Consider the following 23,532-nt stretch of genomic DNA (forward strand, 5'->3'; position numbering starts at 1 on the left):
CGCTATCAATAGAATGCGGCCAAGTTGCGCGGATTTCTTGACCCCGAAGGTATTGACGGGAAAATGGATTCGGGCGCAACACTTCGGGTCACATGGGGCTCCGGGGCGGGCCCAAACTATCAAAAGGTCCAACCGGCTGATGCTGAGTGTTCTGCGAAATCAAACGTATCGTCACCTGCTGGCGGCCCAACTGGTTGCTCTCACCGGCACCGGACTGGCGACGGTGGCGCTGGGCCTGCTGGCTTATGATCTGGCCGGAGACGCGGCGGGTATGGTTCTGGGCACGGCATTGACGATCAAGATGGTCGCCTATGTGACCATCGCCCCCATCGCGGCGGCCTTTGCCGAACGGCTGGATCGCCGCCGGTTGCTGGTGGCGCTGGATCTGATACGCGCGCTGGTTGCGATCTGTTTGCCCTTTGTGACCGAGATCTGGCAGGTCTATGTGCTGATCTTCCTTCTGCAATCAGCATCGGCCGGATTCACCCCTGCCTTTCAGGCCACCATTCCGGACGTGCTGACCGATGAACAGGATTATACCAAGGCCCTGTCCCTGTCGCGGCTTGCCTATGATCTGGAAAGCCTTCTGAGCCCGGCGCTGGCCGCCGCGCTGCTGCTGGTCGTCAGCTTTGACAGCCTGTTCTGGGGAACCGGTATGGGATTCATCGCCTCGGCCCTTCTTGTGGTTTCGGTCGCCCTGCCTTCCCCCAAACCAACGCAACGCCGGGGAATCTATGACCGCACAACACATGGCATACGCCTTTATCTGAACACGCCCCGTCTGCGCGGGTTGCTGGCCCTGACATGGACAGCGGCAGCGCTCAGCGCGATGATCATCGTCAACACCGTGGTACTCGTCCGCGCCGATTTGGGCTTGTCCGAAAGCGCGGTGGCCATTGCGCTGGCCGGGTTTGGCGGCGGCTCGATGCTGGCCGCGTTCGTCCTGCCCAAGGCGCTGAACACCTACGAAGACCGCAGCATCATGCTGACCGGAGCCACATTCGGGACCTTCGCCATGGGAATAGCTGCAGGTTTTTTTGCCTTCACCGAGGTCTCGCTGCCCGTACTGACGGTGCTTTGGGCCTGTGTCGGTTTCGGTTATTCCGCAACGCTGACCCCTTCGGGCCGTCTTCTGACCCGCTCCGCCAGCTCCGAGGACAGACCGGCAGTGTTCGCCGCCCAGTTCACGCTGTCCCACGCCTGTTGGTTGGTGCTGTATCCGTTCGCGGGCTGGATGATGACGACATTCAGTGCCGCTATCACACTTGTCTGCATGGCTCTGATCGCATCGCCGGGACTTGTGGCTGTTACCCTGATCTGGCCGCGTCCTGGCCGGAAAGCTATGTCAAAAGAACGCGCTGACACGCCTTGAGCCCCCCGGCTCCTGTGCATTACACCTTGGGGATCATGGATCAGCTAGACCGCCGCATCATCGCCGCATTGCAACACAACGCCCGCGAAACGACCTCGAAAGTCGCCGCGAAACTGGGCGTGGCCCGGACCACCGTGCATGAGCGTATTCGCCGGATGGAAGAAAGCGGTGTGATTGCCGGATACTCGGTGATCCTGAACAGCTCCGAGGATGCCCCCCGCGTTCAGGTTGTCGTGCTGCTGGAAGTGCAGCAAAAGGAGACAACGCGCATCATCAAAAGGCTCGAGGCCTATCCCGAGGTCAAGCTTTGCCTGTCGATCAATGGCGAGTTCGACCTCCTGCTATCGGCCGAGGCCCCAAGGATCGAGGATCTGGACATCCTGGTCGATGACCTGGCCAAGATACCCGGAGTTCTGCGTACCAATACCAGCGTTGTCTTCGGTCGCCGGATCGACCGAAAATAGGTGGCTGATAACCCTCTGTAAACAGGAGCGGGTCTAGCTTGGCCGGGACTGATCAGAATCCCGGACCGGCAGAATGCCCCATCGTTTGATCCTTGGCCTGAGTTTTCTTGCGCTCTGCGTGACGCAACAGGGTTTTGCCATGCCCGATGCCCGCGTGGCTGGGGTTTGCGACTCAGCCGCGCGACGGGCCGCGCAGTCTGAAGGCATACCGCTGAACGTTCTGCGCGCAATTGCACGGGTGGAAACCGGGCGCCTGCGGAACGAGCGTCTGGAGCCCTGGCCCTGGACCATCAATGTCGAAGGGCAGGGGTTCTGGTTCACCTCAGAATCTGAGGCCAAGTCCTACGTTTTCAGCATCTTCAAGGCAGGCAAGCGCAGCTTTGACATCGGCTGCTTTCAGATCAATTACCGCTGGCATGGCAAAGCGTTCCGGTCGATCGACGCCATGTTCGACCCGGATGAAAACGCCACCTACGCAGCCCGATTCCTGAAAGACCTTTATGCCGAACTGGGCTCATGGCCCGCCGCTGTCGGAGCCTATCATTCGCGCACACCGTCGCTGGCAAACGCCTATTCCGACCGATTCCTGATCGTACTGGCGCAACTGGACCGGACCCTGCCCGTCACCCCGGAAAGGGTGGCACGTGACCCGTTCACCACCGACGCGACCCCACTGTTCCCGGTCAACCTGCCGCAATCCGGCAGCGTTTTGGGGTCGCTGGTCCCACCCTCCGGCACCGCTACCGCATTTATTTCGTTCAACTAGGAGACCCGCGTGCCAAAGATCGACGCCCGTTCCCTGTTCTCCCCTACCGTTCTGCTCGCGCTGGCGCTGATGACGGTCATCGTGATGATGATCCTGCCAATGCCCGCCTGGGTGCTGGATGTGGGGCTGGCGGCGTCCTTCGCGCTGGCGATCCTGATTTTTACCCTGACGCTATTCATCGAACGGCCGCTGGATTTTTCGTCTTTCCCGACGATCCTGCTGGCCTCGCTGATGCTGCGGCTGTCGCTGAACGTATCCTCGACCAAACTAATCATTGGTCAGGGTCACACCGGACCCAACGCTGCCGGGGACGTGATTGAAGGGTTTGCCGATTTCGTCATGAGCGGCAGTATCTTTCTGGGGCTCGTGGTGTTCGGCGTGCTGCTGATCGTGAACTTCATGGTCATCACCAAAGGGGCCGCCCGCATGGCCGAGGTTGGCGCGCGGTTCGCCTTGGACGGTATGCCCGGCAAGCAACTGGCCATCGACAGCGACATGTCGGCAGGCGCCATCGACCACCAGCAAGCCAAGGAACGGCGCGAGCGCGAACAGCAGGAGACGACCTTTTTCGGTTCGCTCGATGGCGCATCGAAATTCGTCAAGGGCGATGCGGTGGCCGGGCTTCTAATCACCCTGCTGAACCTTGTCATGGGTCTGATCATGGGCGTGATCGTGCACGGGATGCCGATCTCTTCGGCATTCGAGACCTATGCCATCCTGACCGTTGGCGATGGGCTGGTGTCGCAAATCCCGGCAGTGATCATTTCCATCGCTTCCGCCCTGCTGCTGGCGCGCGGCGGCACCCAAGGGGCTACCGACAACGCGATTTTCTCGCAGTTGGGAAAACACCCGGCGGCGCTGGGAACGGTTGCGATCCTGATGGTGCTGTTTGCTCTGGTGCCCGGCCTGCCCTTTCTGCCGTTCATTCTGGGCGCGGGCGTGCTGGGCTACGCCGCCTTCAACGTGCACCGCAAACAAAAGGCCGGGGAAGAGGCTGCGATGGACCCCGCGCCGCGGGATGAAACGCCGATCTCGCAGGCCATCGGCGACATTCTGGATCTGGACGACGTGCATCTGGAGTTTGCCCCTGATCTGGTAAGCATGGTCCTGAACCCCGGCACCGGTCTGGACGCGCGGATCGCCAATATGCGGACCTATGTCGCCTCAAGTTTCGGGTTGATCCTGCCCGATATCCGCCTGACCGACCGCGCGGATCTGCCTATGGGCACCTATGTGGTCAAGGTGCAGGGGGTCGAGCAGGCGCGTGGCGTGTTGAACCCTGATCTGGTGCTGGCACTGGTGCAGGAAGATCGCGATATGCTGCCCGAAGGCAATGACGTGACCGAGCCGGTCTATGGTGCCCCGGCCCGCTGGATCCTACCCAAGGATCAGGAGGCTGCAGCGATGAGCGGGGCAACTATTGTCTCTCCGCCCGAGATTCTGGCGACCCACCTACTGGAGATCATCAAACAGAACTTCTCGCGCCTGCTGACCTTGAAATCCCTGCGCCGCCTGTTGTCCGAGATGACGCGGCTCAGCGATACGGTTCGCGCCGAGGCCAACCGCAAATTGCTGGACGAGCTGATCCCCGACAAGGTACCGATCGACACTTTGCACGCAGTTCTGCGGCTGTTGCTGGACGAGCGCGTTTCAATCCGCAATATGGCCCTGATCCTGGAAAGCGTGGCCGAGGCGCGCCTGACCACAACCCAGCCCCAAGGTATCTGCGAGTTGGTCAGGCAACGGCTGGGGTTCCAGTTGGTGGCCGAGATGAAACGCGAAGATGGCTCAATCCCCCTGATCCAGCTGGCGCCGGAATGGGAAGACACCTTCGCCACCTATCAGATCGACGCGCCGAATGCCGGTCTGGACGTCGCATTGCCGCCGAACCTGTTTAACAAGCTGGCCGATGGCGTGGTCAACAGTGTCGCGCAGTCTGCCGATCACGGGGTGTTTCCGGCGGTGGTGACCTCGACCCGGCGGCGCAGGCTGCTGCGCACCATCATGCACGCGCGCGGTATCGCCAACCCGGTCCTGTCCTTCGAGGAAATCGGGCTCGAGGCACGCCCTGCGCTGGTCGGAACGGTGCCCGCGTGATCGCGCTGCCGCCAGAGCTTCTGCCCCAGTTGGGCGAGGGTCTGTGGCACCTGTTTGCCATTTTCCTGCGTGTCTCCGCCATGGTCTCATTGCTGCCGGCTTTCGGAGAGCGCAGCATCCCGACCCGCGTCAAACTTGGGATCGCAGTGGCGTTTACGCTGATCGTGGCGCCTGCAGTGCAGGTTGCGGGCACGGCAACCGACCTGTTTCCAATGGCGCGGATGATTGTGGTTGAGGCTCTGATCGGCGTGGTATTGGGCCTGGGCCTGCGCATGTTCGTACTGGCCCTGCAAACGGCCGGGTCGATCGCGGCGCAGGCGACTTCGCTGTCTCAAATTCTGGGCGGGGCCGCAGCCGACCCGGTCCCTGCGATGGGATACCTGCTGACCTTGGCGGGCTTGACCCTGGCGGTGCTTTTGGGCCTGCACATACGCGTCGCTGAGTTTCTGATCCACAGCTACACCCTATTTCCGACGGGTACGGCCCCGATGGCGCCTGACCTGTCGCAATGGGGCGTGCAGCAGATCGCGCGCAGTTTCGGCATGGCCTTTGAGCTGGCCATGCCGTTTGTCATGGCCTCATTGATCTACAACCTGGCGCTGGGCGTCATCAACCGAGCGATGCCGCAGCTGATGGTGGCCTTTGTCGGTGCCCCCGCCATCACCTTTGCGGGGCTGTTCCTGCTATTCGCGGGCACCCCTCTGATCCTGTCTGTGTGGTCCGACGCCCTGTTCACCTACATGGTGAACCCGCTTGAGGTTGTACGATGAGCGGATCAGATGACGACAGTGACAAGTCTTATGAGCCGACACCGCAAAAGCTTCAGAAAGCCCGGGAAAAGGGCGAAGTTGCCAAGTCCAACGACCTGTCCGTTGTGGCTGCCTACACCGGATTTCTCATTGCATTGTTTGCAGCTGGTCAGTTCGGCGTGCAGAACTTGGGCACCCTGTTTGTCGTCCTGATTGATCAGGCTGATACACTTGCCCCATTGGTGACCGACGGCCCGGCGGCCAGTCCTGTTGGTGGGATGCTGAAAACCGCCTTGTTGTCCGTGTCGGTCCTGTTTGCCTTGCCGGCCAGTGCCGTTTTGCTGAACCTGATCGCCCAGCGCGCGTTGATCTTTGCGCCCAGCAAACTGAAACCGAAGCTGTCCCGCATCTCGATCCTGTCCAACGCCAAAAACAAGTTTGGACGCGGGGGCCTGTTCGAGTTTGCCAAGAGTTTTTTAAAACTGGCGATCTACAGCACCTGCCTGGGCCTATTCCTGCGCGCGAATCTGAGCGAGATCCTGTTGGCCAGCGCGGCCCCCGCACGATCCTCGGTGATGCTGATGATGAACCTGCTGTTTCGCTTTTTGTTCATTGTCATCACCGTGGCTCTGGCGATCGGGGTGGTGGACTACCTGTGGCAATACGCCGAACACATGCGCAAAAACCGGATGTCGCGCAAAGAGATTCAGGACGAAACCAAAGATGCCGAAGGCGACCCGCATATGAAACAGCAACGCCGTCAGCGGGCGCAGGAAATCGCGACGAACCAGATGATGTCGGATGTGCCATCGGCGGATGTGGTGATCGTCAACCCGACTCATTTTGCGGTGGCGTTGAAATGGGCTCGAACGGCGGACTCGGCGCCGGTCTGCGTTGCCAAGGGCGTAGACGAAGTGGCCGCCGCGATCCGTACACGGGCCGCCGAGTCCGGAGTTCCCCTTCACTCCGATCCGCCCACTGCGCGCGCGCTTCATGCAGCCGTCGAGATCGGACAGGAAATCGCCGAAGAACACTATCGCCCCGTGGCCGCCGCAATCCGGTTTGCCGAGGCGATGCGCAAACGGGCAAAGGGACAGATCAGATGAGACAGGACGAGTTTTCAGACCTTGAAAAAGTCACCGACGCTGCGTTCCAGAAGGAGTACAACGCCCTGCGCCCGCTGATCGAAGCCGAGGCAAGGGTGCAACAGCAACTGGCGCGGCTGGATGATCAGGTGCAGCAATCCCGCGAGGTCAGCGCCTTGGCCGAAGGATACCGCGTCACCGGCACGGACGTTCTGTGGAATGGATGGGAATCGGCCACACGCCGCCAGCTGAACATGGATCTCGCCCGGCTGCGGGCACAAAAACTGGCGGCGATGGCAGCGTTGCGCACGGCATTTGGCCGCCGGCAGGCTGTGGCGAACCTTTCAGCGGCCCGGAAAGAAGCTCGCAAATGCGCGCGGAACAAGAAACTGTCGGTCTAGTGGTCTCCGGGCACGGGGCTGTCCGGATCAGACGTCCTGACGACTGACACTCATGATCAGAACCTGAGAGACGTCATCCCCCAGATCCCGGCGCGCCGTCTCAAGCAGTGCTTTGCGCAGCACTTTCAGGTTATCGGATTCTGTGAAAGCGCCGTCGAAACCGCCCATGTTTGCGTGGTCGAACATGACCTGCAGAAACCCGTCGCGCAGCTTTGGCTCGACCGCGTAGAAAGCCTCGGTCATGCCGGGGGTGATCTCGAGGCTCAGCGACATGGTGACCAGCGCCTCGATACGCTCGGAGTCAACAACCGGAACTACAAACTGCTTGGTCAGCTTGAGGTACTCATAGTCGCTCGGTTCGTCGGCTTTTTTCGCCTTTTTATCCTTGGCTTCGGGGGATTTCTCCTTGGGTTTTTCCGCCTTTTCCTGCGTTGCGATCTCTTTCGTTTCCGAAGGTGACAACATGACGCCAGCACCGATACCGGCTCCAAGACCGAGCAGCAGAAAAACGGCGGGCAATAATTTCTTCATCACATTGCTCCTTAATACGGCAACACGGCATCCAAAATCTGCTGGCCGTATCTCGGTTGCTGCACGTCGGTAATCTGTCCTCGCCCACCATAAGACACGCGGGCCGAGGCGATCTTGTCATAGGTGATCTCATTCTTGCGAGAGATGTCCTGCGGCCGCACATAACCTGCGACCAGAAGCTCGCGTAGTTCGAAATTCACGCGCAGTTCCTGCGAGCCCGAGATCGACAGCACTCCGTTCGGCAACACGTCGACCACGGTGGCGGCCACCCGCAGGGTCAGCTTCTCCTTACGTTTCACCGATCCTTCGCCCGTGCTTTCCGAAGACGAGTCGATCTCGACCGCATCCGCAAGTGATGCGCCTTCCGGCAGGTGTTTGTCCGCGCGTTGCGGCAGGCCGAACAGGCCGACGATCCCCAGGCTTTCCGAGGCCGAGCGCGAGCGTTCCGTATCATTCGAGAACTCGGCTTTCTCGTCCAGTTCGATCACAACCGTCAGGATGTCACCCTTCTTGATCGCCCGCTGATCCCCCAGCAGCGATTGCTGGCCACCACTCCACAACGAGGACCGGTCGACGTTGCGCTGCGGTTGCGTGTGCAACGGCAGGCCCGGCCACAACATGGCGACATGTTCGGGCGAGTCCTCATTCGGGGTGAAACTGGGCGGCTTACCCAGATGATCCACCCGACCGCAGGCCGACACGGCAAGAACCGTAAGCAAAAGAGATTTCGAAAGAGCTGACATCATTTCACCTCGATTTGGCCGTCGGGCCGGATAAGACCAGTCACGGTTGTACGGGAGGACAGGTTCATGACCCGGATGCGCTCCCCGGCGGCCCCGCGCCCCAGCGCGCGACCTTCTGTTGTGATCGACAGCGGATTGCGGTCGAAGATCAGGACGACCAGATCGTTACGATCCACCAATGCCGGCGCGCCGACATCCCCATCGCGGATCGGACGCCCGGGATAAAGCGCGACACGGGCCTCATGCCCGATCAGTAATTCGGGGTCGGCCACCGCTCCGGGCACATTTTGTGCCTTGATCTCAAGATCGGTGGCCGAGATGATTTCCTTGGCGCGGATGGTGCGGGTTGGCACGACAATATCGGCCAGTGCGAACACCGGCATCAGCAACCCCAGTACCAGGATTAGAAACCGCATCACCGCACCTGTGTCGTTGCGCCCATCATCTGATCGACGGCGGAAATGACCCGGGCGTTCATCTCATATCCGCGCTGTGCCTCGATCAGTTCGGTCACCTCGCGGATCGCATCGACCGAGCTGTCCTCAAGATAACCTTGCCGCAAGGTGCCAAGCCCGTCCTCACCCGGAGTACCAACCACTGGCGCTCCGGACGCTTCGGTTTCCTTGAACAGGTTGCTGCCGATCGCCTCAAGCCCTTTGGCGTTCGAAAAACTGGCCAGCGTGATTTCCCCTAACAGCTGCCCCTCGGGCGCGTCGTCGAAATAGGCATAGACCTCGCCCGAGGCGTTGATGGAAATCGAGTGCGCGTCGTCGGGAATTGTGATCTCGGGCGCTACTGCGTATCCGTCCGACGTCACGATCAGCCCCTCGGCCGAGCGCTTCATACTACCATCGCGGGTAAAGCCGGACTGACCGTTGGTCAACGTCACCTCAAGATAGCCGCGCCCTTCGATAGCGACGTCCAGATCATTGCCAGTCGCCGACAACCCGCCTTGCGCCAGCTGCACCGTGACGGCCGACGGACGCACGCCCAGACCCAACTGAATCCCGGTGGGCAGAACCGTGCCGTCATTGGCATTCACCGTCCCCGCCCGCGCCATCTGCTGATAATGCAAATCTGCGAACTCGGCCCGACGCGCGTTGTAGCCGGTGGTGTTCGTGTTCGCCAGATTGTTCGAGATCGTCTCGACCCGCATCTGCTGCGCAGTCATGCCCGTTGCTGCGATTTTCAAAGCCCGCATGTTCAAATCTCCTTTTCACAAATCAGCGCATCAGCGCCTTGAGCGCGCCGCGCAGACGTTCGTCTTCGGTTTCCAGAAAGCTTTGCCCCAGCTCATAGGCGCGTTGGATTTCCACCAGCCGGGTCACCTGATGAACGGCGTTGACGTTGGATCCTTCGAGGAACCTGTGCACAACCACCGGGTTTTCCACCGGCTCAATCTCACCCTCGGCGCGGAAATGCGTGCTGCCCTCGCGCACCAGCGTGCTGGGGTCGACCACCCGGTAGACGCCGATCTGCCCCAGAAGTTTCCCTTCGATACTGAGCGTGCCGTCACTGCCCACATCAATTGAGGCAGCATCCGGAGGGATGAAAACAGGCGCGCCGTTCACATCCAGCACCCGGTGGCCGTCCATCGTGACCAGATCGCCATCGGCGCTCGGGGAAAAGGCGCCCGCCCGCGTCAGACGGTTGCCCGCCGCAGTTTCGACCATGAAAAATCCGTCCCCTTCGATGGCGAAATCGAACTGGCCTCCGGTCTCGGTCAACAGGCCCTGCTGCAGCGAGGTATTGCGTGCCTCGGCCCGGCTCATCGACAGGGACGGGTTGCCCGGCAGATCGCGGACGAATTCGGAGAACACCAGACCCTGCGCGCGGTACCCGGTGGTGCTGGCATTGGCGATGTTGTTCGCCACCAGGCGCATTTCATTCATCAGTCCGGACTGGCGGGACAGGGTGACATAGGCGGTATCCATCAGCGGCCTCCTGCAATCAGTGGGATGAGGGTTGTGGTGAAGAAGGTCACAAGTGTCTGGGTCATGAAGCCCATGGAAATCCAGAACACGATGACAATGGCGATCAGCTTGGGCACGAAGGTCAGCGTCATCTCCTGTACCGAGGTCAGCGCCTGGAACAGGCCGACGATCAGGCCCGACACCAGCGCCACTGCAAGGATCGGGACCGAAGTGATCACCGCGACCCAAAGCGCCTGACGCACGATGTCATAGAAGAGACCTTCGCTCAGCATGACATCAGACCGGCATCCGCAGGATTTCCTGATAGGCCTCGACCACCTTATTGCGCACGACCACGGCCGTTTCCACGGCCAGCTCGGTCTGCGCCAACGCCTGAACCAGCGCGTGCGGATCGGCCTGCCCGGTCATGGCTGCCTGGGACACCTGCTCGCTTTGTTTCAGCGTTGCGGCAAAGTCCTGAAACGTGCTGCGCAGCCCCTGCGCCAGTCCGGCATGGTTGGGATCTGCCTGCGTGGCCGGGCGCGCAACGGCATAGTTCTGAGCCGCAGTCAGGGATCGGATATCCATTCTGATGTCCTTTATTTTCTGAGGAGTTCCATAAGGCTCGACGACATCTGACGTGTCTGGTCGAACATCTTGAGATTGGCTTCGTAGCTGCGCTGCGCCTCGCGCGCGTCGGCGATTTCGATCATCAGGTCGACATTCGAGCCGCGATAATGGCCGGTTTCATCCGCCATCGGGTGGCCGGGATCGTAGACCCGAGACCCGTCACGGTGGTCCAGCTTGACGCGCCCGGCCTGCACAACTTCGCGCCCGTTCTTTTGCACCGTTTCAAACGGCACGGTTTTGCGGCGATAGCCCGGCGTGTCGGCGTTCGAGATATTCTCGGACACATGCCGCAACCGCGCAGATTGCGCGCGCAGGGCGCTGGTCGAGGCGGCGAGGGAATGGGAAAAATCACTCATCTTTCAGCCTCCTTATAACCGGCCCAGACTGCTGCGCAGAATGCTCATCGAGGATTTGTAGATGGTCAGCGCGCGGTCATGCTGGCGCTTGACCTCGACCGCTTTGAACATCTCTTCCTCAATGGACACGCCGTTACCGTTGGGGTCGCCCGAGGGCGCGGTCTGCAACTCGGCCCAGGACTGAAGGCCCGAGGCACCATTCAGGTGACCAGCCCGCGTGGCTGTCATGGCAACTTCACGGCCCGAATTTTCGAATGCTTTCTGAAAGGCCTCGATATCGCGCGGCTGGTAGCCCGGCGTATCCGCATTGGCCATATTGCGCGCGATGACGGCCTGCCGTTGCCCGGCATGAGTTGCCATTGCGTGCGCTGTCTTAAAGACGTTCAGGTCATAGAACATCGGGGCTTCTCCCTCGATCAATTTCAATCAAGGCTTAACCCCGATTCCTTTAGAAAGCGTTTTCAGAAACCCGTTGGAGAACCCACGATGTCCGATCTCGACCCGATGCTTCTGAAATGCGAATTCGACCGTCTGTCCGCCGTGCGCCATATGGGCCGCGTGTCCGGCGTGGCGCGGGGAGTCATTGAAATACAGAGGCTTGAGGGGCAGGCGCGGATCGGCGACCACCTGACGCTGCGGCGGCGCAGCGGGCCAGATCTGTCGGGCGAAGTGCTGCATGTTGAGGCTGAGGTGATTCACATGATGCCGACTACCGCCCCCGATGGGGTCTGTCTGGGCGACCGGGTGATTCTGGACCAGACACCCGCTTTTGCGCCGGGCATGCATTGGCTGGGGCGCGTGGTCGATCCGTTCGGCAAACCGCTGGACGGTAAGCCCCTGCTGTCGGGTGCGCAGGAACAGGACATCATGCGCGCACCGCCCCCGGCCGTGGCACGCAAACCGCTTGGTGCACGGATGGAGACCGGGCTGGCCATGCTCAACACCATGCTGCCCGTAGTGCAGGGGCAGCGGATTGGCCTGTTCGCGGGTTCGGGCGTCGGCAAATCCACGATGCTGGCAACGCTGGCGAAATCGATGCAGGCGGATGCGGTCGTGGTGGCACTGGTGGGCGAACGCGGGCGCGAGGTGAACGAGTTTGTCGAGCAAGCGCTGGGGGCCGAAGGGATGAAACGTTCGGTCGTGGTGGCGGCCACATCGGATCAATCTGCGCTGGCGCGGCGGCGCTGCGCCTGGTCGGCGATGTCGGTGGCCGAGTACCTGCGTGATCTGGGGAGGAACGTGCTGTTTCTGGCTGACTCGGTGACCCGCTTTGCCGAGGCACATCGGGAAATTGCCGTCGCGATGGGTGAAGCTCCCTCGTTGCGCGGCTTTCCCCCGTCGGTCACATCGCTGATTGCCGGGCTGTGCGAACGCGCTGGCCCCGGCACTGCCGATCAGGGGGACATTACCGCCGTGTTCAGCGTTCTAGTCGCCGGGTCGGACATGGATGAACCGGTCGCCGACATTCTGCGCGGCGTGTTGGACGGCCATATAGTGCTCAGCCGTGACATTGCCGAGCGTGGTAGGTTTCCAGCCATCGACCTCAGCCGCTCAGTCTCGCGCAGCCTTCCCGACGCGGCGTCGGACGAAGAAAACCAAATGATCTCGGAAACCCGCAAATTGGTCGGAAGCTATGAGCAGTCCGAAGTGATGATAAAAGCCGGGCTTTATGCCGAGGGCGCAGACCCGCTTCTGGATCAGGCCGTTCGCGTACATGAGGAACTGGATGCCTTCTTTGGCAAGCCTGAAACCGATGGAATCAATAACAGCTTCAACCGCCTGCAACTGATCCTGCGGCGGGCCAGCGCCAACCTGCCGCGCGAGAGAAGTCCGGACAGTTTTAAGTGTTAAGCCCACCTTAAGACCTGCCCGGCTACACCTGTACTCGGGTGATAAAAAAGGTGGTGGAGATGGGTGCGCAATCCAATGCGGCGCCAATCATCATCAAGAAGAAACGTGTGTCAGGTGGCGATGGTCACCACGGTGGCGCGTGGAAAGTCGCATATGCCGACTTTGTCACGGCCATGATGGCGTTCTTCATGTTGATGTGGCTGCTGAACGCAACGACAGAAAAACAACGCAAAGGGCTGGCGGACTATTTCTCGCCGACAATTCCGGTGAATCCGGTCTCAGGTGGCGGTGATGGCGCCTTTGGTGGCAACAACATGTTTTCCGAAAAGACCATGGTTATGGATGGTTCGGGGGCGGCGAAACGGCATCCCACGGTCGCCCGGCAGGCACGCGGGTCGATCGGGGTTAATCCGGATGGTGGCAAAGAAGTGTCCGACGATTTCTCGACGCTCGAGGCTCAGCTTCTGGGACATACCGGCGAAAGCATGGTCTCGGACAAGGTTCTGAAACACATCGTCACGCGCGTCACCGACGAAGGTCTGGTGGTCGAGCTGTTCGACACCGAGGATCAGCCGCTGTTCGAATCGGGTACGGATGAACCGACACCGATGATGCGAGCGCTGGCGCTGCTGGTGGCGCGGTCGTCGGATCTGGTGACCAATGACGTGGCGGTCGAAGGCCATGTCAGCGCCTCGCCCGTGGTTTTGGCGCGCGATCCGTCCTGGGAAATATCGACCTCACGCGCGCAGGTGGTGCGCCAATTGCTTGAAGATAAGGGGTTTGAGACTTCGCGGCTGGATCGCGTCACCGGACACGCTGACCGGGAAATGTCAAATGAAAACCCGATGGCCGTACGCAACAACAGGATCGAGATCATCTTCCTGCGCGAGACCTAAAGGCCAGAGGATACACGGCATTTTACCTGTTAGCGCGCTGTTAAGGGGCAGTACGTTAGCTGTTGCATCAATGTTTGACGCAACAGAAGGGCGTGCTAATGACGATTTCCTCCTCGCTGAATGCCGGTGTGGCCTCATTGAAGGCCAACGCCAACCGGCTGGCCACCATCTCAGACAACATCGCGAACTCTTCGACCTTCGGCTACAAGCGAGTCGAGACGGATTTTCATTCGATGGTCACGTCGGGCCAGGGCGGCAGCTATTCAGCGGGCGGGGTCAGAACCACCAGCCAGCGGCTGATCGACCAGCGCGGATCGCTGGTGACCACCAACAACTCAACCGATCTGGCCGTGCGAGGTCGGGGCATGTTGCCGGTGCGCCCAAGCTCGCAGATCGCAGGCGGATCGAATGAGATGCAGCTGACCACCACCGGATCGTTCCGCACCAATGAAGAAGGGTATCTGGTTACCGAATCCGGCCTTGTCCTGCTGGGCTGGCGGGCCAATCCGGATGGAACGATTCCGGCGGTGCCACGGGACACTCCGGCGGCACTGGAACCCATCCAGCTGAGCGTCAATCAGTTGTCCGGCTCTCCGACCACGGCAATGAACCTGCGCATGAACCTGCCGGCAACGGCAACCGATGCCGGCGCGCCGGGTGATACGCAGCCCCTGTCGGTTGAGTATTTCGACAACCTGGGCAAGTCCGAAAGCGTCGATATCGAGCTTGTGCCAACCGTTCCCGCAGCCGGAAGCAGCAATGAATGGACCATGATCCTGCGCGATTCGGCGTCGGGTGGGGCGGTGATCGGGGAATATACCCTGACCTTCACGGACAGCCGGACTGCTGGCGGCACGCTGGCAAGTGTGACGACCGTATCTGGTGGGGCTTATGATCCGACCACGGGCAGCCTTGTGGTGAACGTGGCCGGTGGCCCGATGGAGGTCAATATCGGCCAGATCGGCGACGCCGATGGCATCACGCAACTGTCCGACACTTTCGCTCCGGTTTCGATCACGCGTGATGGGTCGGCCGTAGGCACGATGACCAGCGTTCAAGTAGATGAGAATGGCTATGTCTACGCGTTTTATGACACCGGTGTCAGCCGCCGCATGTTCCAGATTCCGCTTGCGGATGTACCCAACCCCAACGGTTTGACCGCACTGGACAGCCAGACCTACGCGCCGTCCCGTGAAAGCGGTACCTTCTTCCTGTGGAACGCAGGCGAAGGGCCGACCGGCGATCTGGTGTCCTTTGCACGCGAGGAATCGACCACCGACATCGCGACCGAGCTGACCTCATTGATTCAGACCCAACGCGCCTATTCCTCAAGCGCAACGGTGATCAAAACGGTCGACGAGATGCTGCAGGAAACCACCAACATCAAACGCTGATTTGAGTTTTGACCCGGAAAGGGGGGCTGTCTAATGAATATGACGACGGCATTCAACAATGCAGTAAGCGGTCTGACGGCTGCGGCCCGAGGCACGTCGGTTGTGTCGGACAATATCGCCAACGCGCTGACCCCCGGCTTTGCCCGCCGGTCGCTGGAGCTTACGACAAATGCGATCTCGGGTCACGGGGTGCGAACGGTTGGCGTGGTGCGCAACCAGGATCCGGTCCTGACCGCCAACCGCCGCGCCACTGACGCTAGTCTTGCCTACCAAACCGCCGTGTCCAGCTTTCATGCTGGCGTCGAAGGCTTTATCGGCACAGCTGACGATCTGTCATCGCTTGCCGCCCAACTGGCGGATTTCGACAGCAGCCTGATCACCGCGGCCAGCCTGCCCGACTCGTCCGAGCGGTTGGATCAGGTCGCCCGCACCGGTCGCGATCTGGCCAGCAGGATCAAATCCGCCTCCGAAGGCGTGCGGCAACTGCGCACGGACGCGGATCGCACCATTGGCAAACAGGTGGACAGCCTGAATCAGGCCCTCAAGGATATCGAGAAGCTGAACGCCAGAATACCGTCGGTCAAACATGCGGGCGGTGACATCGGGGCCTTGCTGGACCAACGGCAGGTGCTGATCGATCAGGTCAACAAATTGGTGCCGGTCAACGCGGTGCCACGGGCGAACGATCTGGTCTCGCTTTATTCCGATGGCGGCCTGATCCTGCTGGAAGGCACGGCGGCGCAGTTTTCCTTTACCACCACGAGCGACACTAAGCCCCATATGACAGTGGGCAACGGTCTGCTGTCGGGGTTGGAGATGAACGGCAACCCGGTGCGCACCAGTGGCGAAACTGCCCAAATACGTGGAGGCGCGCTGATGGCGCAGTTCCAGATCCGCGACGAGTTGGCGGTTGAAGCGCAGGCCAATTTGGACTCCGTCGCACGGGATCTGATCGAACGATTCGAAACCCCCGGTCTGGACCCCACCTCGCTGCCCACCGACGCGGGCCTGTTCACCGATGCAGGTAACCGGTTCGATGTGACGGCCCTGGCAGGGCTGGCCTCACGCATCAGCTTGAAGACGATTGTCGATCCGGACAATGGCGGCGACAGCTGGCGGCTGCGCGACGGGCTGGGTGCTGTGGCCCCCGGCGATCCAGGTGATGCTACACAGCTGCAGGCCTTTGGCGCCATTCTCAGCGACGCGCGCCCAGTTGCGGGATCGCCCTTCGGCACCGGTGCCATGCGCGCCTCTGACCTGACCGAGGCGCTTTCATCCAAAGCTGGGACAAACGCCCACACCGCCGGCCAGCGCCTGACCTTCGCCAACAGCGCCCAATTGGAAATGGCCCGGATTGAGGCCGAAGATGGCGTCGATACGGATCAGGAACTGCAGCGCCTGATGGAGATCGAGCAGGCCTATGCCGCCAATGCCCGGGTCATCTCGGTGGTGGATGAACTGATGAACACTCTGTTGAGGTTGTGATGATGAATTTGACGTCTATCGGTGATCTGGCGCGGGGCATGACATTGAAGACCCGCTCGGCCGAGCTGAAAAGCCAGATCGAAACCCTGTCCTATGAGATGTCCACCGGCAAGGTTCAGGACGTGTCCGGACGTCTCGACGGGGATTACTCACATCTGCTGGATCTGGATCGCAGCCTGTCGCGGCTGGACGCCTATAGGGTCTCGACTGCCGAAGCCGGACTATTCACCGACGCCATGCAGCTTAGCCTGACGACAATTGACGGATCTGTCAGCGAGTTCACCGCGTCCCTGCTGTCTTTTGGTACGTCGAACCAGGCGGTCAGCCATGAAAACGCGTCCGTGCAGGCGCGCAACGAGTTGGACACAATCATATCTGCGCTGAACACGCGAGCCGGCGGGCGCAGCCTGTTTTCCGGAGTGGCTACCGACGTTTCCCCCCTGCCCTCAACCGACACGCTGCTGGCTGCATTAGAGGTAGAACTGACCGGACACACCACAGCGTCTGATATCCGGCAGGCGGCAGAGGATTGGTTCAACGACCCGGCCGGGTTTGACGCGGTGATCTATCAGGGGTCGGACACCGCTTTGGCGGCAATGCAGATCTCAGAGAATGAAAGCGTCCATCTCCCCATCACTGCGACGAACCCTGCAATCAAGGACGCGTTGCGGGACGTTGCCGTTGCGGCGCTGGTGTCGGATGACGCGCTGAACCTTCCGCGCAATCAACGAACGGCGTTGTTCACGCAATTGGGCGTCGATCTGGCCAATACCCAGAACGAAATCGTCAACCTGCGCGCGCAGGTGGGGTCGGCCGAGGCGCGGGTCGAACAGGCCGCAACGCGCAACAGTGCGGCGCAAACCAGCCTGGAATACAGCTGGAACAAGCTGATCGCGGCGGACCCCTATGAAACCGCGGCGCAGCTGCAAACCGTGCAGTTCCAGTTGGAAAGCCTCTATTCCGTCACCGTTCGCAACGCGAACCTGTCGCTGGTGAACTTCCTGAGATGAAACTCCTTGTTTTCCTGTTGATGCTGCTGCCCGGAATTGCCTGCGCTGGTGCGATCCGCCTGAAAGACCTTGTGGATTTCGACGGGGTGCGGGGCAATGATCTGGTGGGATATGGTCTGGTTGTGGGGCTGAACGGCACCGGCGACGGGTTGCGAAACTCGCCCTTCACCGAAGAGATCATGTCGAACATCCTCGAACGGCTGGGCGTCAACGTGAACGGAGAGGATTTTCGCCCCAAGAACGTCGCAGCCGTATTGGTCACCGCCAGCCTGCCGCCTTTTGCGCGGGTCGGCGGGCAGATTGATGTGACGGTGTCGGCTATTGGCGATTCCAAAAGTCTGCTGGGCGGCACCCTGATCATGACACCGTTGAATGCCGCCGACGGGAAGATCTATGCGGTGGCGCAGGGCACGGTTCTGGCTGGCGGTGCCGTGGCCGAGGGCGAGGCTGCCTCGGTCGTGCAAGGTGTGCCGACCTCTGGCGTGATCCCATCCGGTGCGCGTGTAGAACACGAAATTGACTTTGACCTCTCGACACTGACGCAAATGCGGCTGGCCCTGCGCGAGCCGGATTTCACCACCGCCAGCCGAATCGAAGTTGCGATCAACACCGAGTTCAACCGGGCAGTGGCGATCATGCGCGATTCCGGGACGGTCGAGCTGAACATCGCGGCTACGCAGGCGATATCTACGGCGCACGCATTGGGCCGGATCGAAAACATTCTGGTCGAGCCGGAAACCAAGGCCCGCGTAGTTGTCGATCAGCGTTCAGGTACCATCGTCATGGGGCAAGAGGTCCGCATCTCGCGCGTGGCGGTATCCCAAGGCAATCTGACCCTGACGGTCGAGGAATCTCCGATCGCGGTCCAGCCCAACCCGTTTGCGCGCGGCGAAACGGTTGTTGTCCCCCGTACATTCGCCGGGATCGAAGAAGAAGAAGGCACCGGACTGGCCGAAATCCCCGAGGCCACCACCCTGTCCGAGGTCGTGGCCGGTCTGAATGCGCTGGGAGTCTCGCCCCGCGACATGATCGACATTCTGAAAACGATCAAGGCTGCCGGGGCGCTTCACGCTGAGTTCATTGTCCGCTAACGATCTGGCCGCAATGGGATGACCAGATCAGGCCCGTTGCACCACCGTCATTTTGATTTCCAGCTGTCTAGCCAACGTCGGAACCCGGTGTGCTTTTCTTCAATCGCATCACCCGCCGCGTAGAAGCTGTCTTCGACGTTTTCGAGCATCGGGTCGATGCGGCGCTGCCGGAACCTGCGCCAACGCACCCAGATCGCCCAGACGACGGCAAAGAAAACCGTCAGAAAGATGATGTTGAACCATGGGATCAGCCGCACATCCGGGCTGTCCACCGGACGGACCGAAACCACATTGGGAAAGATCGACATAAGCTGATTGCGCCAGCCATAATGGCGTATCACCACCCATTGAGGATCCGCAGCTGTCGACACGAGATTGGTCAGCTCCGCCTGCAGATTCGAACTGTCGAGCTTGAAATAGGGCGGCCATCCCCAGCCGGTATCCTCGTTCCGATAAACGCGCGGCTTGCCGTTGGGGCGGAAGGTCTCGACGAAGCGCACATCGCGGTTGGTGGTTTGCGCCCCTTCCTGACCGGTATCCTGCTGCGCCCAGAAAATCGAGTTCTCACCAAAATCGACGCGCCGAACCTCGGTCTTCACGATCCGAACCACATCCTGCTGCGGCAGGGTGTATTCCAACACTGCGGCGACCAAGCCCCAGAAAACTATGATGAACGCCCATTTGACATAGACCATCTATCCGGTCCTCACATAAAATTCGTAATATAGATCAGCAGGGCTATTGCCCCAAGCGGAACGACATAGACGCCCAGCAGCAGTTTCCTGCGAAAGGAGCTGTCGTATTTCTTCAATCCTCGCGCGACAAAGGCGTCGCGATCCCCGGTCAGCCCTTTCTTTTCCCAATGCGCAATCAGCTTGCGCCGCCGCACCAGTCGGGAATAGATCGACAGTCCGACATAGATCACCGTCAAAATGATCAGCAGTGGAATCAGAAAACGGATTGCGACGATCATTCAGTTTCTCCCAACAGCACCCCAGGGTCCGACGCGCGCGATAATGTCATCGCTGATCCGGTCGGTGCCGCTCATGTCCGGTTCATGGCCGAACAGCGCGGCGCGGGCGCCTGCTTTGTCCACCTGATACTCGCGTTCCAGAAAGTCGGCAACATAGGCTTTCTTAGCCTCGGGCCAGGTGGAATAGGTGCTGTAGAACAATTCCTTATGGCAGATGAACATCTGGCGCGGGTCCAGTGGGGCCAGCTCGGCCAGCAACATGTTGACCAGATCACGGTTCGGCGTTTCCGCCGCGCGCAGGGTGTAGAAATATGCCGGATGGTCCGAAGTGATGCGCGGCCACGGCCCGCCTTCGCTGGCCCAGCGCAGCAATTGGGAAAGTCCGTGAAAGGCCTCGGGCAGACGGTCGGCATGGTTTCGCGCCAGACGCCGCATATCGCTGCGGTCCAGCCCGGTCAGGTCGACACCCGCGTCGGCGGCGGCGTGGACGGTCAGAAAGTCCATCTTCTGCTGCAGGACGGCGGCAGAGTTCACACCGCGCGCCTCGACGATCGTCTCGACAAGGTTGTTGTCGTTCAGGAAGGTTGCAATCCGATGCCGTTGCGCAGGGTCGAACACCTGGTCGATTGGCATGTCATCGGGTCGGTCGCCCATGCAAATCGCCGCCGGATCATCCAGATCGGGAAACAGGTAGAGCCCGCCGAAATGCGCCGTCCAGAAATTGCGCTGCTCGAACGCCGTGTGGCGCAGGTGGACGGGGTTGCGAGTGACGTCGCCGGTTTCCTTGGCGGTCTCGATCATCCTGGCGATCAGCACATCGTCGAACCAGGCGTCCTCTTCGGACTTGAAGCGTTCGACCATGCCTGCCAGTTGCTCGGCCTTGCGCAGGGTGCCACCGACCGTGTCGGCCTCGATCTCGATCTTGCGCAGGTTCAGCAGGTCGCGCGGCGTGGTGAGTTTGAACACCGAGTTCACCAACTCTCCGGCCACCGCATCGGTCGCGGTGAGGGCGAACAGCTGCGCCTCGTTCATCTCGATAAACTCGCGCAGGATATCGCGCGAGGTCGAGAATTTGACGTTCAGCAGCGGCGCGCGTTTCTGCTCGGTCGTCAGCAGGATGAACTGCCGGTTGACCCCGTTGGGGTTGAGGTAGAGGTCGTCCTCCAACTCAATCCCCACCTCCGGCGAATAGCCGGAGATATCGACATGGAAATCCGTCAGCGCCGTGGTCTTTCCCGCCAGATGCTGCAGCGCGCGGTTATACCGCTCGACCAGAGCCGGGCTGGAGATGTGGACGAGGTTGCCGAACATCAGGCCTTTTTCGATGAGGCGGATCATTTCAGACCATCCTTCAATGAATGCCGCGTGCGCGCTTTTTCCAGATGGCTTTTCTGAGCGTTTATTCGGCTTTGAGTTTCTCGCATCGAATCAATGCCTTCAGCTGCCGCACGACGCCCTAGGGCGTGGTTCAACAAGCAGACTACAACACTAGAAACCACGAGAAGTAGTAGGAATTCGGACCCTCCTTCAGAACCGGTAGAAAGAAGAAGGAGCCAGCCCCAAAATTTCAGTAAAAACGGAACGCTACCGAACCCATCCGATAGTATTGATGACAGAATCGCAGGCCCAATTGGCACCACAATGAATACAAGTAACAAACTTACGAATACCGCTCCCATGCCGGTGTGTTCGTCTCTCTTCAAACGGAGCTTTCCAGCGTGCCAACCCACGACCGCCGAAATCGCGACACTCAAAGAGTAATACGCAATAAGCGGTAGAACATCATTCATTCCAGTTCCTTTCTGAACCGCCGCTTGGCCTCTTCCATCCGGCCCATCTCACGCACCGCGTTTTCGATGGCGACCTCGTCGCTCTTGTCGGCATAGCGGAACTCGCTGTCGGCGTAGCGGTTGATCTCTTGCATCACCATCTCAACCGTGATTGGCTGGCGCAGGTCCTCGATCATGGCCTTCTTGGTGTCGTAGTCGCGGAACAGGAACAGGTCGGGGTTCTCCATCCATTCGTCAGGCAGTTCGAAATCCATCGCGCGGACCTTGACCGCGTCGGTGATGTTCTTGATCGCGCGGCCAGTGAAGCGCTCATCCGCCTGCTGGATCGCCTTGAGGTAGCTGCCCAGCTTGGCGATCGTGTCCATCTGGCCGATCTCACCGGACACCCGATCATAGACCTGCAGCAAAGCGTCCTCATGCGGGCGGGAGTGGCTTTCGAAGCTGGCGGCGACAGCTTTTTTGATCTCCTGCGCGGCATAGGCGTCGTGCTCGCCCAGCGGGATGTCATGGTTGCGGCCCATCAACAGGTGCAGGATGTCGATGTAATCCTCCCGCGTTTGCGGCCCGTCCACCAGGAACCGCGCGCCCGCCCGCTGGCGCAGGGCGTCGTCCACATTCTCGGGGTAGTTCGAGAACATGCCAAAGGTGCAGTTCCCGCGCACGACGGTGTTGGCGCCCGCAAAACTCTCCATCAGCACGGCGGTGATTTCGAGTTGCCCGGCCGACGACTGCCGGTCGCCGCGTTTGCCCGCCAGTTGATCGATGTCGTCAATGGTGCCAAAACCGATGACCGAGGGGTCGATGATCGTGTTGATGAACGCCTTGGCGTTCTGGCCGGATTTGCCCTGATAGCTGTCGATATTGTCGGTGCTCAGGTTCTGATAGCGGAACGGATAGCCCGCGTTTTGGCAGTAATCGTTGATCAGCCCGGCCATCATCTGGATCAGGGTGGTTTTGCCGGTGCCCGGTTTGCCGTCGCCCATGAAGGTAAAGATGAACCCGCCAAGTTCCGCAAACGGGTTCAGGCGGCGGTCAAAGTCATAGGCCATCAGCATCTTGGCCAGCTTCATCGCCTGATATTTGGCGATATGGTTGCCCACTACTTCGTTCGGTTTCTTGAACGTCATGGTCAGAGTGGTGGATTTGGCTTTGGAGGCTGGTTCAAAGCCCCGGATTGTCAGGTCATCAGCCTCGATATGCCATGCGGCGTTCTGGAACGGGGCCAGATGGCCTGCGGACTGGGCGCGCAGGGCGGCCTTCTCCATCAGTTGTTCAGCATAGGCGCTGGTGGCGGCGATCAGGTGGGCGTCGTCGGGGGCATGTTTGGCCAGCGTTTGGTCCAGCTCCCACAATGCGCCGTGCAGGGCGAGTTGGCCGTTGTCGGTCAAGACCTCTTCGATCTCACCGATATCGACCGTGGTCTCGCCCAGATGTGAGGACATCAGATAGGCCAGCGCATTGCCGAAGGTATGCGACGTGATCAGAGCCTCAGCTGTCAGGAGTTCCGAGAATTCGGTCTTGCGGGCAGCAGGTAGATCGCCAGCGAGATTAGCGCGTTTCAGGTCGGCCAGCGGCGTCTGTTCCGCATAAGCTTCTGCCACGGCCAGAGCGATTGCGATGGCACGTCGTATCGCCTGTTGCGTGGTGGCCTGAGGCGGCGAGACCAACGCATCGCCCTCATCCGAGGCTTCGATCCGTTCGACCAGATGCACCCCATCCGCCCGCACGGTGCGACGGGTCACAAGCCCCGGTGTGGTGGATCGGAATCGACGCCCAGTAGACACGCCCGGGGACCGTTCAATGGTGGCCTCGACGGGTTTGGCAATCCGCGGGGCGTGTTCGAACCCGTTCAGCAAGGCGGTCGCAGCCGGATAGTGTTTGCGAATGTCTTCTTCGCGCAATTCCATCTGATCTGACGTCAAACTCATTTCAAAA

General features: G+C 60.4%; 27 protein-coding genes. 13 read left to right on the forward strand and 14 right to left on the reverse strand.

Going from position 1 to position 23,532, the window contains the following annotated elements; all coding sequences use genetic code 11:
- The first annotated feature begins 139 nt into the window (after positions 1–139).
- The 7 genes from ACR0IM_RS14310 (at position 140) to ACR0IM_RS14340 (ending at position 6,934) form a co-directional block, all read left to right on the forward strand.
- Positions 140–1,372 carry an MFS transporter gene (locus tag ACR0IM_RS14310; protein ID WP_480682326.1) on the forward strand — a complete coding sequence of 411 codons (1,233 nt, stop codon included), beginning with the start codon at positions 140–142 and terminating at the stop codon, positions 1,370–1,372.
- 35 nt (positions 1,373–1,407) lie between these two features.
- Positions 1,408–1,836: an Lrp/AsnC family transcriptional regulator gene (locus ACR0IM_RS14315; protein WP_480594436.1), complete on the forward strand. Its 429-nt coding sequence runs from the start codon at positions 1,408–1,410 to the stop codon at positions 1,834–1,836.
- A gap of 73 nt (positions 1,837–1,909) precedes the next feature.
- Entirely contained in the window at positions 1,910–2,602 is a 693-nt protein-coding gene (locus tag ACR0IM_RS14320) for a lytic transglycosylase domain-containing protein (protein ID WP_480682328.1), read from the forward strand.
- Between the two features lie 69 nt (positions 2,603–2,671).
- Positions 2,672–4,699 carry a flagellar biosynthesis protein FlhA gene (gene flhA / locus ACR0IM_RS14325; protein WP_480682373.1) on the forward strand — a complete coding sequence of 676 codons (2,028 nt, stop codon included), beginning with the start codon at positions 2,672–2,674 and terminating at the stop codon, positions 4,697–4,699.
- On the forward strand, positions 4,696–5,469 hold the full coding sequence (locus ACR0IM_RS14330) for a flagellar biosynthetic protein FliR (protein WP_480682330.1): 774 nt from the start codon (positions 4,696–4,698) through the stop codon (positions 5,467–5,469). Before flhA ends, ACR0IM_RS14330 begins: the two co-directional genes overlap by 4 nt.
- Positions 5,466–6,554, forward strand: a complete 1,089-nt coding sequence (gene flhB / locus ACR0IM_RS14335; protein WP_480682331.1) for a flagellar type III secretion system protein FlhB — start codon at positions 5,466–5,468, stop codon at positions 6,552–6,554. The genes ACR0IM_RS14330 and flhB overlap by 4 nt, the downstream gene beginning before the upstream one ends.
- Positions 6,551–6,934: a hypothetical protein gene (locus ACR0IM_RS14340; protein ID WP_480682332.1), complete on the forward strand. Its 384-nt coding sequence runs from the start codon at positions 6,551–6,553 to the stop codon at positions 6,932–6,934. Before flhB ends, ACR0IM_RS14340 begins: the two co-directional genes overlap by 4 nt.
- A 27-nt stretch (positions 6,935–6,961) precedes the next feature.
- Here the strand turns inward: ACR0IM_RS14340 and ACR0IM_RS14345 are convergent, their stop codons facing one another.
- From ACR0IM_RS14345 to ACR0IM_RS14385, 9 genes are read right to left on the reverse strand one after another with little or no spacing between them, the layout of a single operon-like run.
- Complete coding sequence (locus ACR0IM_RS14345; RefSeq protein WP_480641928.1) at positions 6,962–7,468, reverse strand: flagellar basal body-associated protein FliL; 507 nt, start codon at positions 7,466–7,468, stop codon at positions 6,962–6,964.
- Between the two features lie 8 nt (positions 7,469–7,476).
- Positions 7,477–8,208, reverse strand: a complete 732-nt coding sequence (gene flgH, locus ACR0IM_RS14350; protein ID WP_480642042.1) for a flagellar basal body L-ring protein FlgH — start codon at positions 8,206–8,208, stop codon at positions 7,477–7,479.
- On the reverse strand, positions 8,208–8,624 hold the full coding sequence (flgA, locus tag ACR0IM_RS14355) for a flagellar basal body P-ring formation chaperone FlgA (RefSeq protein ID WP_480594429.1): 417 nt from the start codon (positions 8,622–8,624) through the stop codon (positions 8,208–8,210). Before flgA ends, flgH begins: the two co-directional genes overlap by 1 nt.
- Positions 8,624–9,409, reverse strand: coding sequence for a flagellar basal-body rod protein FlgG (gene flgG / locus ACR0IM_RS14360; protein WP_480641927.1), 786 nt, complete (start codon positions 9,407–9,409; stop codon positions 8,624–8,626). The genes flgA and flgG overlap by 1 nt, the downstream gene beginning before the upstream one ends.
- A 22-nt stretch (positions 9,410–9,431) precedes the next feature.
- Positions 9,432–10,142 (reverse strand): flagellar hook-basal body complex protein, encoded by a 711-nt coding sequence (locus tag ACR0IM_RS14365; protein ID WP_480641926.1) that lies wholly within the window; start codon positions 10,140–10,142, stop codon positions 9,432–9,434.
- Entirely contained in the window at positions 10,142–10,414 is a 273-nt protein-coding gene (locus ACR0IM_RS14370) for a flagellar biosynthetic protein FliQ (RefSeq protein ID WP_058282142.1), read from the reverse strand. Before ACR0IM_RS14370 ends, ACR0IM_RS14365 begins: the two co-directional genes overlap by 1 nt.
- 4 nt (positions 10,415–10,418) lie before the next feature.
- Positions 10,419–10,709, reverse strand: coding sequence for a flagellar hook-basal body complex protein FliE (fliE, locus tag ACR0IM_RS14375; protein WP_480641925.1), 291 nt, complete (start codon positions 10,707–10,709; stop codon positions 10,419–10,421).
- A gap of 11 nt (positions 10,710–10,720) precedes the next feature.
- Complete coding sequence (gene flgC / locus ACR0IM_RS14380; RefSeq protein WP_480641924.1) at positions 10,721–11,107, reverse strand: flagellar basal body rod protein FlgC; 387 nt, start codon at positions 11,105–11,107, stop codon at positions 10,721–10,723.
- 12 nt (positions 11,108–11,119) lie between these two features.
- Complete coding sequence (locus ACR0IM_RS14385; RefSeq protein WP_480641923.1) at positions 11,120–11,506, reverse strand: FlgB family protein; 387 nt, start codon at positions 11,504–11,506, stop codon at positions 11,120–11,122.
- 87 nt (positions 11,507–11,593) lie between these two features.
- Between ACR0IM_RS14385 and ACR0IM_RS14390 the strand changes: the two genes are divergently transcribed.
- The 6 genes from ACR0IM_RS14390 to ACR0IM_RS14415 all read left to right on the forward strand — a co-directional run bounded on the left by ACR0IM_RS14390 (position 11,594) and on the right by ACR0IM_RS14415 (position 18,834).
- A complete protein-coding gene (locus ACR0IM_RS14390) occupies positions 11,594–12,958 on the forward strand; it encodes a FliI/YscN family ATPase (protein WP_480682334.1) in 1,365 nt (454 codons plus the stop codon).
- Between the two features lie 59 nt (positions 12,959–13,017).
- Complete coding sequence (locus tag ACR0IM_RS14395) at positions 13,018–13,854, forward strand: flagellar motor protein MotB (RefSeq protein ID WP_480682335.1); 837 nt, start codon at positions 13,018–13,020, stop codon at positions 13,852–13,854.
- Positions 13,855–13,952: 98 nt separating this feature from the next.
- Positions 13,953–15,248 carry a flagellar hook protein FlgE gene (locus tag ACR0IM_RS14400; protein ID WP_170327825.1) on the forward strand — a complete coding sequence of 432 codons (1,296 nt, stop codon included), beginning with the start codon at positions 13,953–13,955 and terminating at the stop codon, positions 15,246–15,248.
- A 33-nt stretch (positions 15,249–15,281) separates the two neighbouring features.
- Entirely contained in the window at positions 15,282–16,733 is a 1,452-nt protein-coding gene (gene flgK / locus ACR0IM_RS14405; RefSeq protein WP_480682336.1) for a flagellar hook-associated protein FlgK, read from the forward strand.
- Positions 16,733–17,743 carry a flagellin gene (locus ACR0IM_RS14410; protein ID WP_480682337.1) on the forward strand — a complete coding sequence of 337 codons (1,011 nt, stop codon included), beginning with the start codon at positions 16,733–16,735 and terminating at the stop codon, positions 17,741–17,743. The genes flgK and ACR0IM_RS14410 overlap by 1 nt, the downstream gene beginning before the upstream one ends.
- Entirely contained in the window at positions 17,740–18,834 is a 1,095-nt protein-coding gene (locus ACR0IM_RS14415; protein WP_480682338.1) for a flagellar basal body P-ring protein FlgI, read from the forward strand. The genes ACR0IM_RS14410 and ACR0IM_RS14415 overlap by 4 nt, the downstream gene beginning before the upstream one ends.
- 47 nt (positions 18,835–18,881) lie before the next feature.
- Here the strand turns inward: ACR0IM_RS14415 and ACR0IM_RS14420 are convergent, their stop codons facing one another.
- The 5 genes from ACR0IM_RS14420 to ACR0IM_RS14440 are packed head-to-tail and all read right to left on the reverse strand — an operon-like array spanning position 18,882 to position 23,525.
- Positions 18,882–19,529 carry a DUF1523 family protein gene (locus ACR0IM_RS14420; protein WP_480641917.1) on the reverse strand — a complete coding sequence of 216 codons (648 nt, stop codon included), beginning with the start codon at positions 19,527–19,529 and terminating at the stop codon, positions 18,882–18,884.
- An 11-nt stretch (positions 19,530–19,540) separates the two neighbouring features.
- Positions 19,541–19,807, reverse strand: coding sequence for a hypothetical protein (locus ACR0IM_RS14425; RefSeq protein WP_480594416.1), 267 nt, complete (start codon positions 19,805–19,807; stop codon positions 19,541–19,543).
- The gene (locus ACR0IM_RS14430) at positions 19,808–21,145 is read right to left on the reverse strand and encodes a DUF6638 family protein (RefSeq protein WP_480682339.1); all 1,338 of its coding nucleotides are present in this window, start codon (positions 21,143–21,145) and stop codon (positions 19,808–19,810) included.
- Positions 21,142–21,597, reverse strand: coding sequence for a hypothetical protein (locus ACR0IM_RS14435; protein ID WP_480594414.1), 456 nt, complete (start codon positions 21,595–21,597; stop codon positions 21,142–21,144). Before ACR0IM_RS14435 ends, ACR0IM_RS14430 begins: the two co-directional genes overlap by 4 nt.
- Positions 21,594–23,525, reverse strand: coding sequence for an AAA family ATPase (locus ACR0IM_RS14440; protein ID WP_480682341.1), 1,932 nt, complete (start codon positions 23,523–23,525; stop codon positions 21,594–21,596). The genes ACR0IM_RS14435 and ACR0IM_RS14440 overlap by 4 nt, the downstream gene beginning before the upstream one ends.
- Positions 23,526–23,532: the final 7 nt, after the last annotated feature.

It is taken from the genome of Ruegeria sp. BF6, from assembly GCF_056538665.1.

Coding starts and splice junctions, on each gene's coding strand:
- ACR0IM_RS14310 (WP_480682326.1), top strand. CDS start 140: ATGCTGAGTGTTCTGCGAAATCAAACGTATCGTCACCTGCTGGCGGCC.
- flgC (WP_480641924.1), bottom strand. CDS start 11,107: ATGAGTGATTTTTCCCATTCCCTCGCCGCCTCGACCAGCGCCCTGCGC.
- ACR0IM_RS14340 (WP_480682332.1), top strand. CDS start 6,551: ATGAGACAGGACGAGTTTTCAGACCTTGAAAAAGTCACCGACGCTGCG.
- flgA (WP_480594429.1), bottom strand. CDS start 8,624: ATGCGGTTTCTAATCCTGGTACTGGGGTTGCTGATGCCGGTGTTCGCA.
- ACR0IM_RS14435 (WP_480594414.1), bottom strand. CDS start 21,597: ATGAATGATGTTCTACCGCTTATTGCGTATTACTCTTTGAGTGTCGCG.
- ACR0IM_RS14430 (WP_480682339.1), bottom strand. CDS start 21,145: ATGATCCGCCTCATCGAAAAAGGCCTGATGTTCGGCAACCTCGTCCAC.
- ACR0IM_RS14440 (WP_480682341.1), bottom strand. CDS start 23,525: ATGAGTTTGACGTCAGATCAGATGGAATTGCGCGAAGAAGACATTCGC.
- ACR0IM_RS14365 (WP_480641926.1), bottom strand. CDS start 10,142: ATGGATACCGCCTATGTCACCCTGTCCCGCCAGTCCGGACTGATGAAT.
- ACR0IM_RS14415 (WP_480682338.1), top strand. CDS start 17,740: ATGAAACTCCTTGTTTTCCTGTTGATGCTGCTGCCCGGAATTGCCTGC.
- flgG (WP_480641927.1), bottom strand. CDS start 9,409: ATGCGGGCTTTGAAAATCGCAGCAACGGGCATGACTGCGCAGCAGATG.
- ACR0IM_RS14425 (WP_480594416.1), bottom strand. CDS start 19,807: ATGATCGTCGCAATCCGTTTTCTGATTCCACTGCTGATCATTTTGACG.
- ACR0IM_RS14370 (WP_058282142.1), bottom strand. CDS start 10,414: ATGCTGAGCGAAGGTCTCTTCTATGACATCGTGCGTCAGGCGCTTTGG.
- ACR0IM_RS14320 (WP_480682328.1), top strand. CDS start 1,910: ATGCCCCATCGTTTGATCCTTGGCCTGAGTTTTCTTGCGCTCTGCGTG.
- ACR0IM_RS14385 (WP_480641923.1), bottom strand. CDS start 11,506: ATGTTCTATGACCTGAACGTCTTTAAGACAGCGCACGCAATGGCAACT.
- ACR0IM_RS14390 (WP_480682334.1), top strand. CDS start 11,594: ATGTCCGATCTCGACCCGATGCTTCTGAAATGCGAATTCGACCGTCTG.
- flgK (WP_480682336.1), top strand. CDS start 15,282: ATGAATATGACGACGGCATTCAACAATGCAGTAAGCGGTCTGACGGCT.
- ACR0IM_RS14315 (WP_480594436.1), top strand. CDS start 1,408: ATGGATCAGCTAGACCGCCGCATCATCGCCGCATTGCAACACAACGCC.
- fliE (WP_480641925.1), bottom strand. CDS start 10,709: ATGGATATCCGATCCCTGACTGCGGCTCAGAACTATGCCGTTGCGCGC.
- ACR0IM_RS14400 (WP_170327825.1), top strand. CDS start 13,953: ATGACGATTTCCTCCTCGCTGAATGCCGGTGTGGCCTCATTGAAGGCC.
- flgH (WP_480642042.1), bottom strand. CDS start 8,208: ATGTCAGCTCTTTCGAAATCTCTTTTGCTTACGGTTCTTGCCGTGTCG.
- ACR0IM_RS14420 (WP_480641917.1), bottom strand. CDS start 19,529: ATGGTCTATGTCAAATGGGCGTTCATCATAGTTTTCTGGGGCTTGGTC.
- ACR0IM_RS14410 (WP_480682337.1), top strand. CDS start 16,733: ATGATGAATTTGACGTCTATCGGTGATCTGGCGCGGGGCATGACATTG.
- ACR0IM_RS14395 (WP_480682335.1), top strand. CDS start 13,018: ATGGGTGCGCAATCCAATGCGGCGCCAATCATCATCAAGAAGAAACGT.
- flhA (WP_480682373.1), top strand. CDS start 2,672: ATGACGGTCATCGTGATGATGATCCTGCCAATGCCCGCCTGGGTGCTG.
- flhB (WP_480682331.1), top strand. CDS start 5,466: ATGAGCGGATCAGATGACGACAGTGACAAGTCTTATGAGCCGACACCG.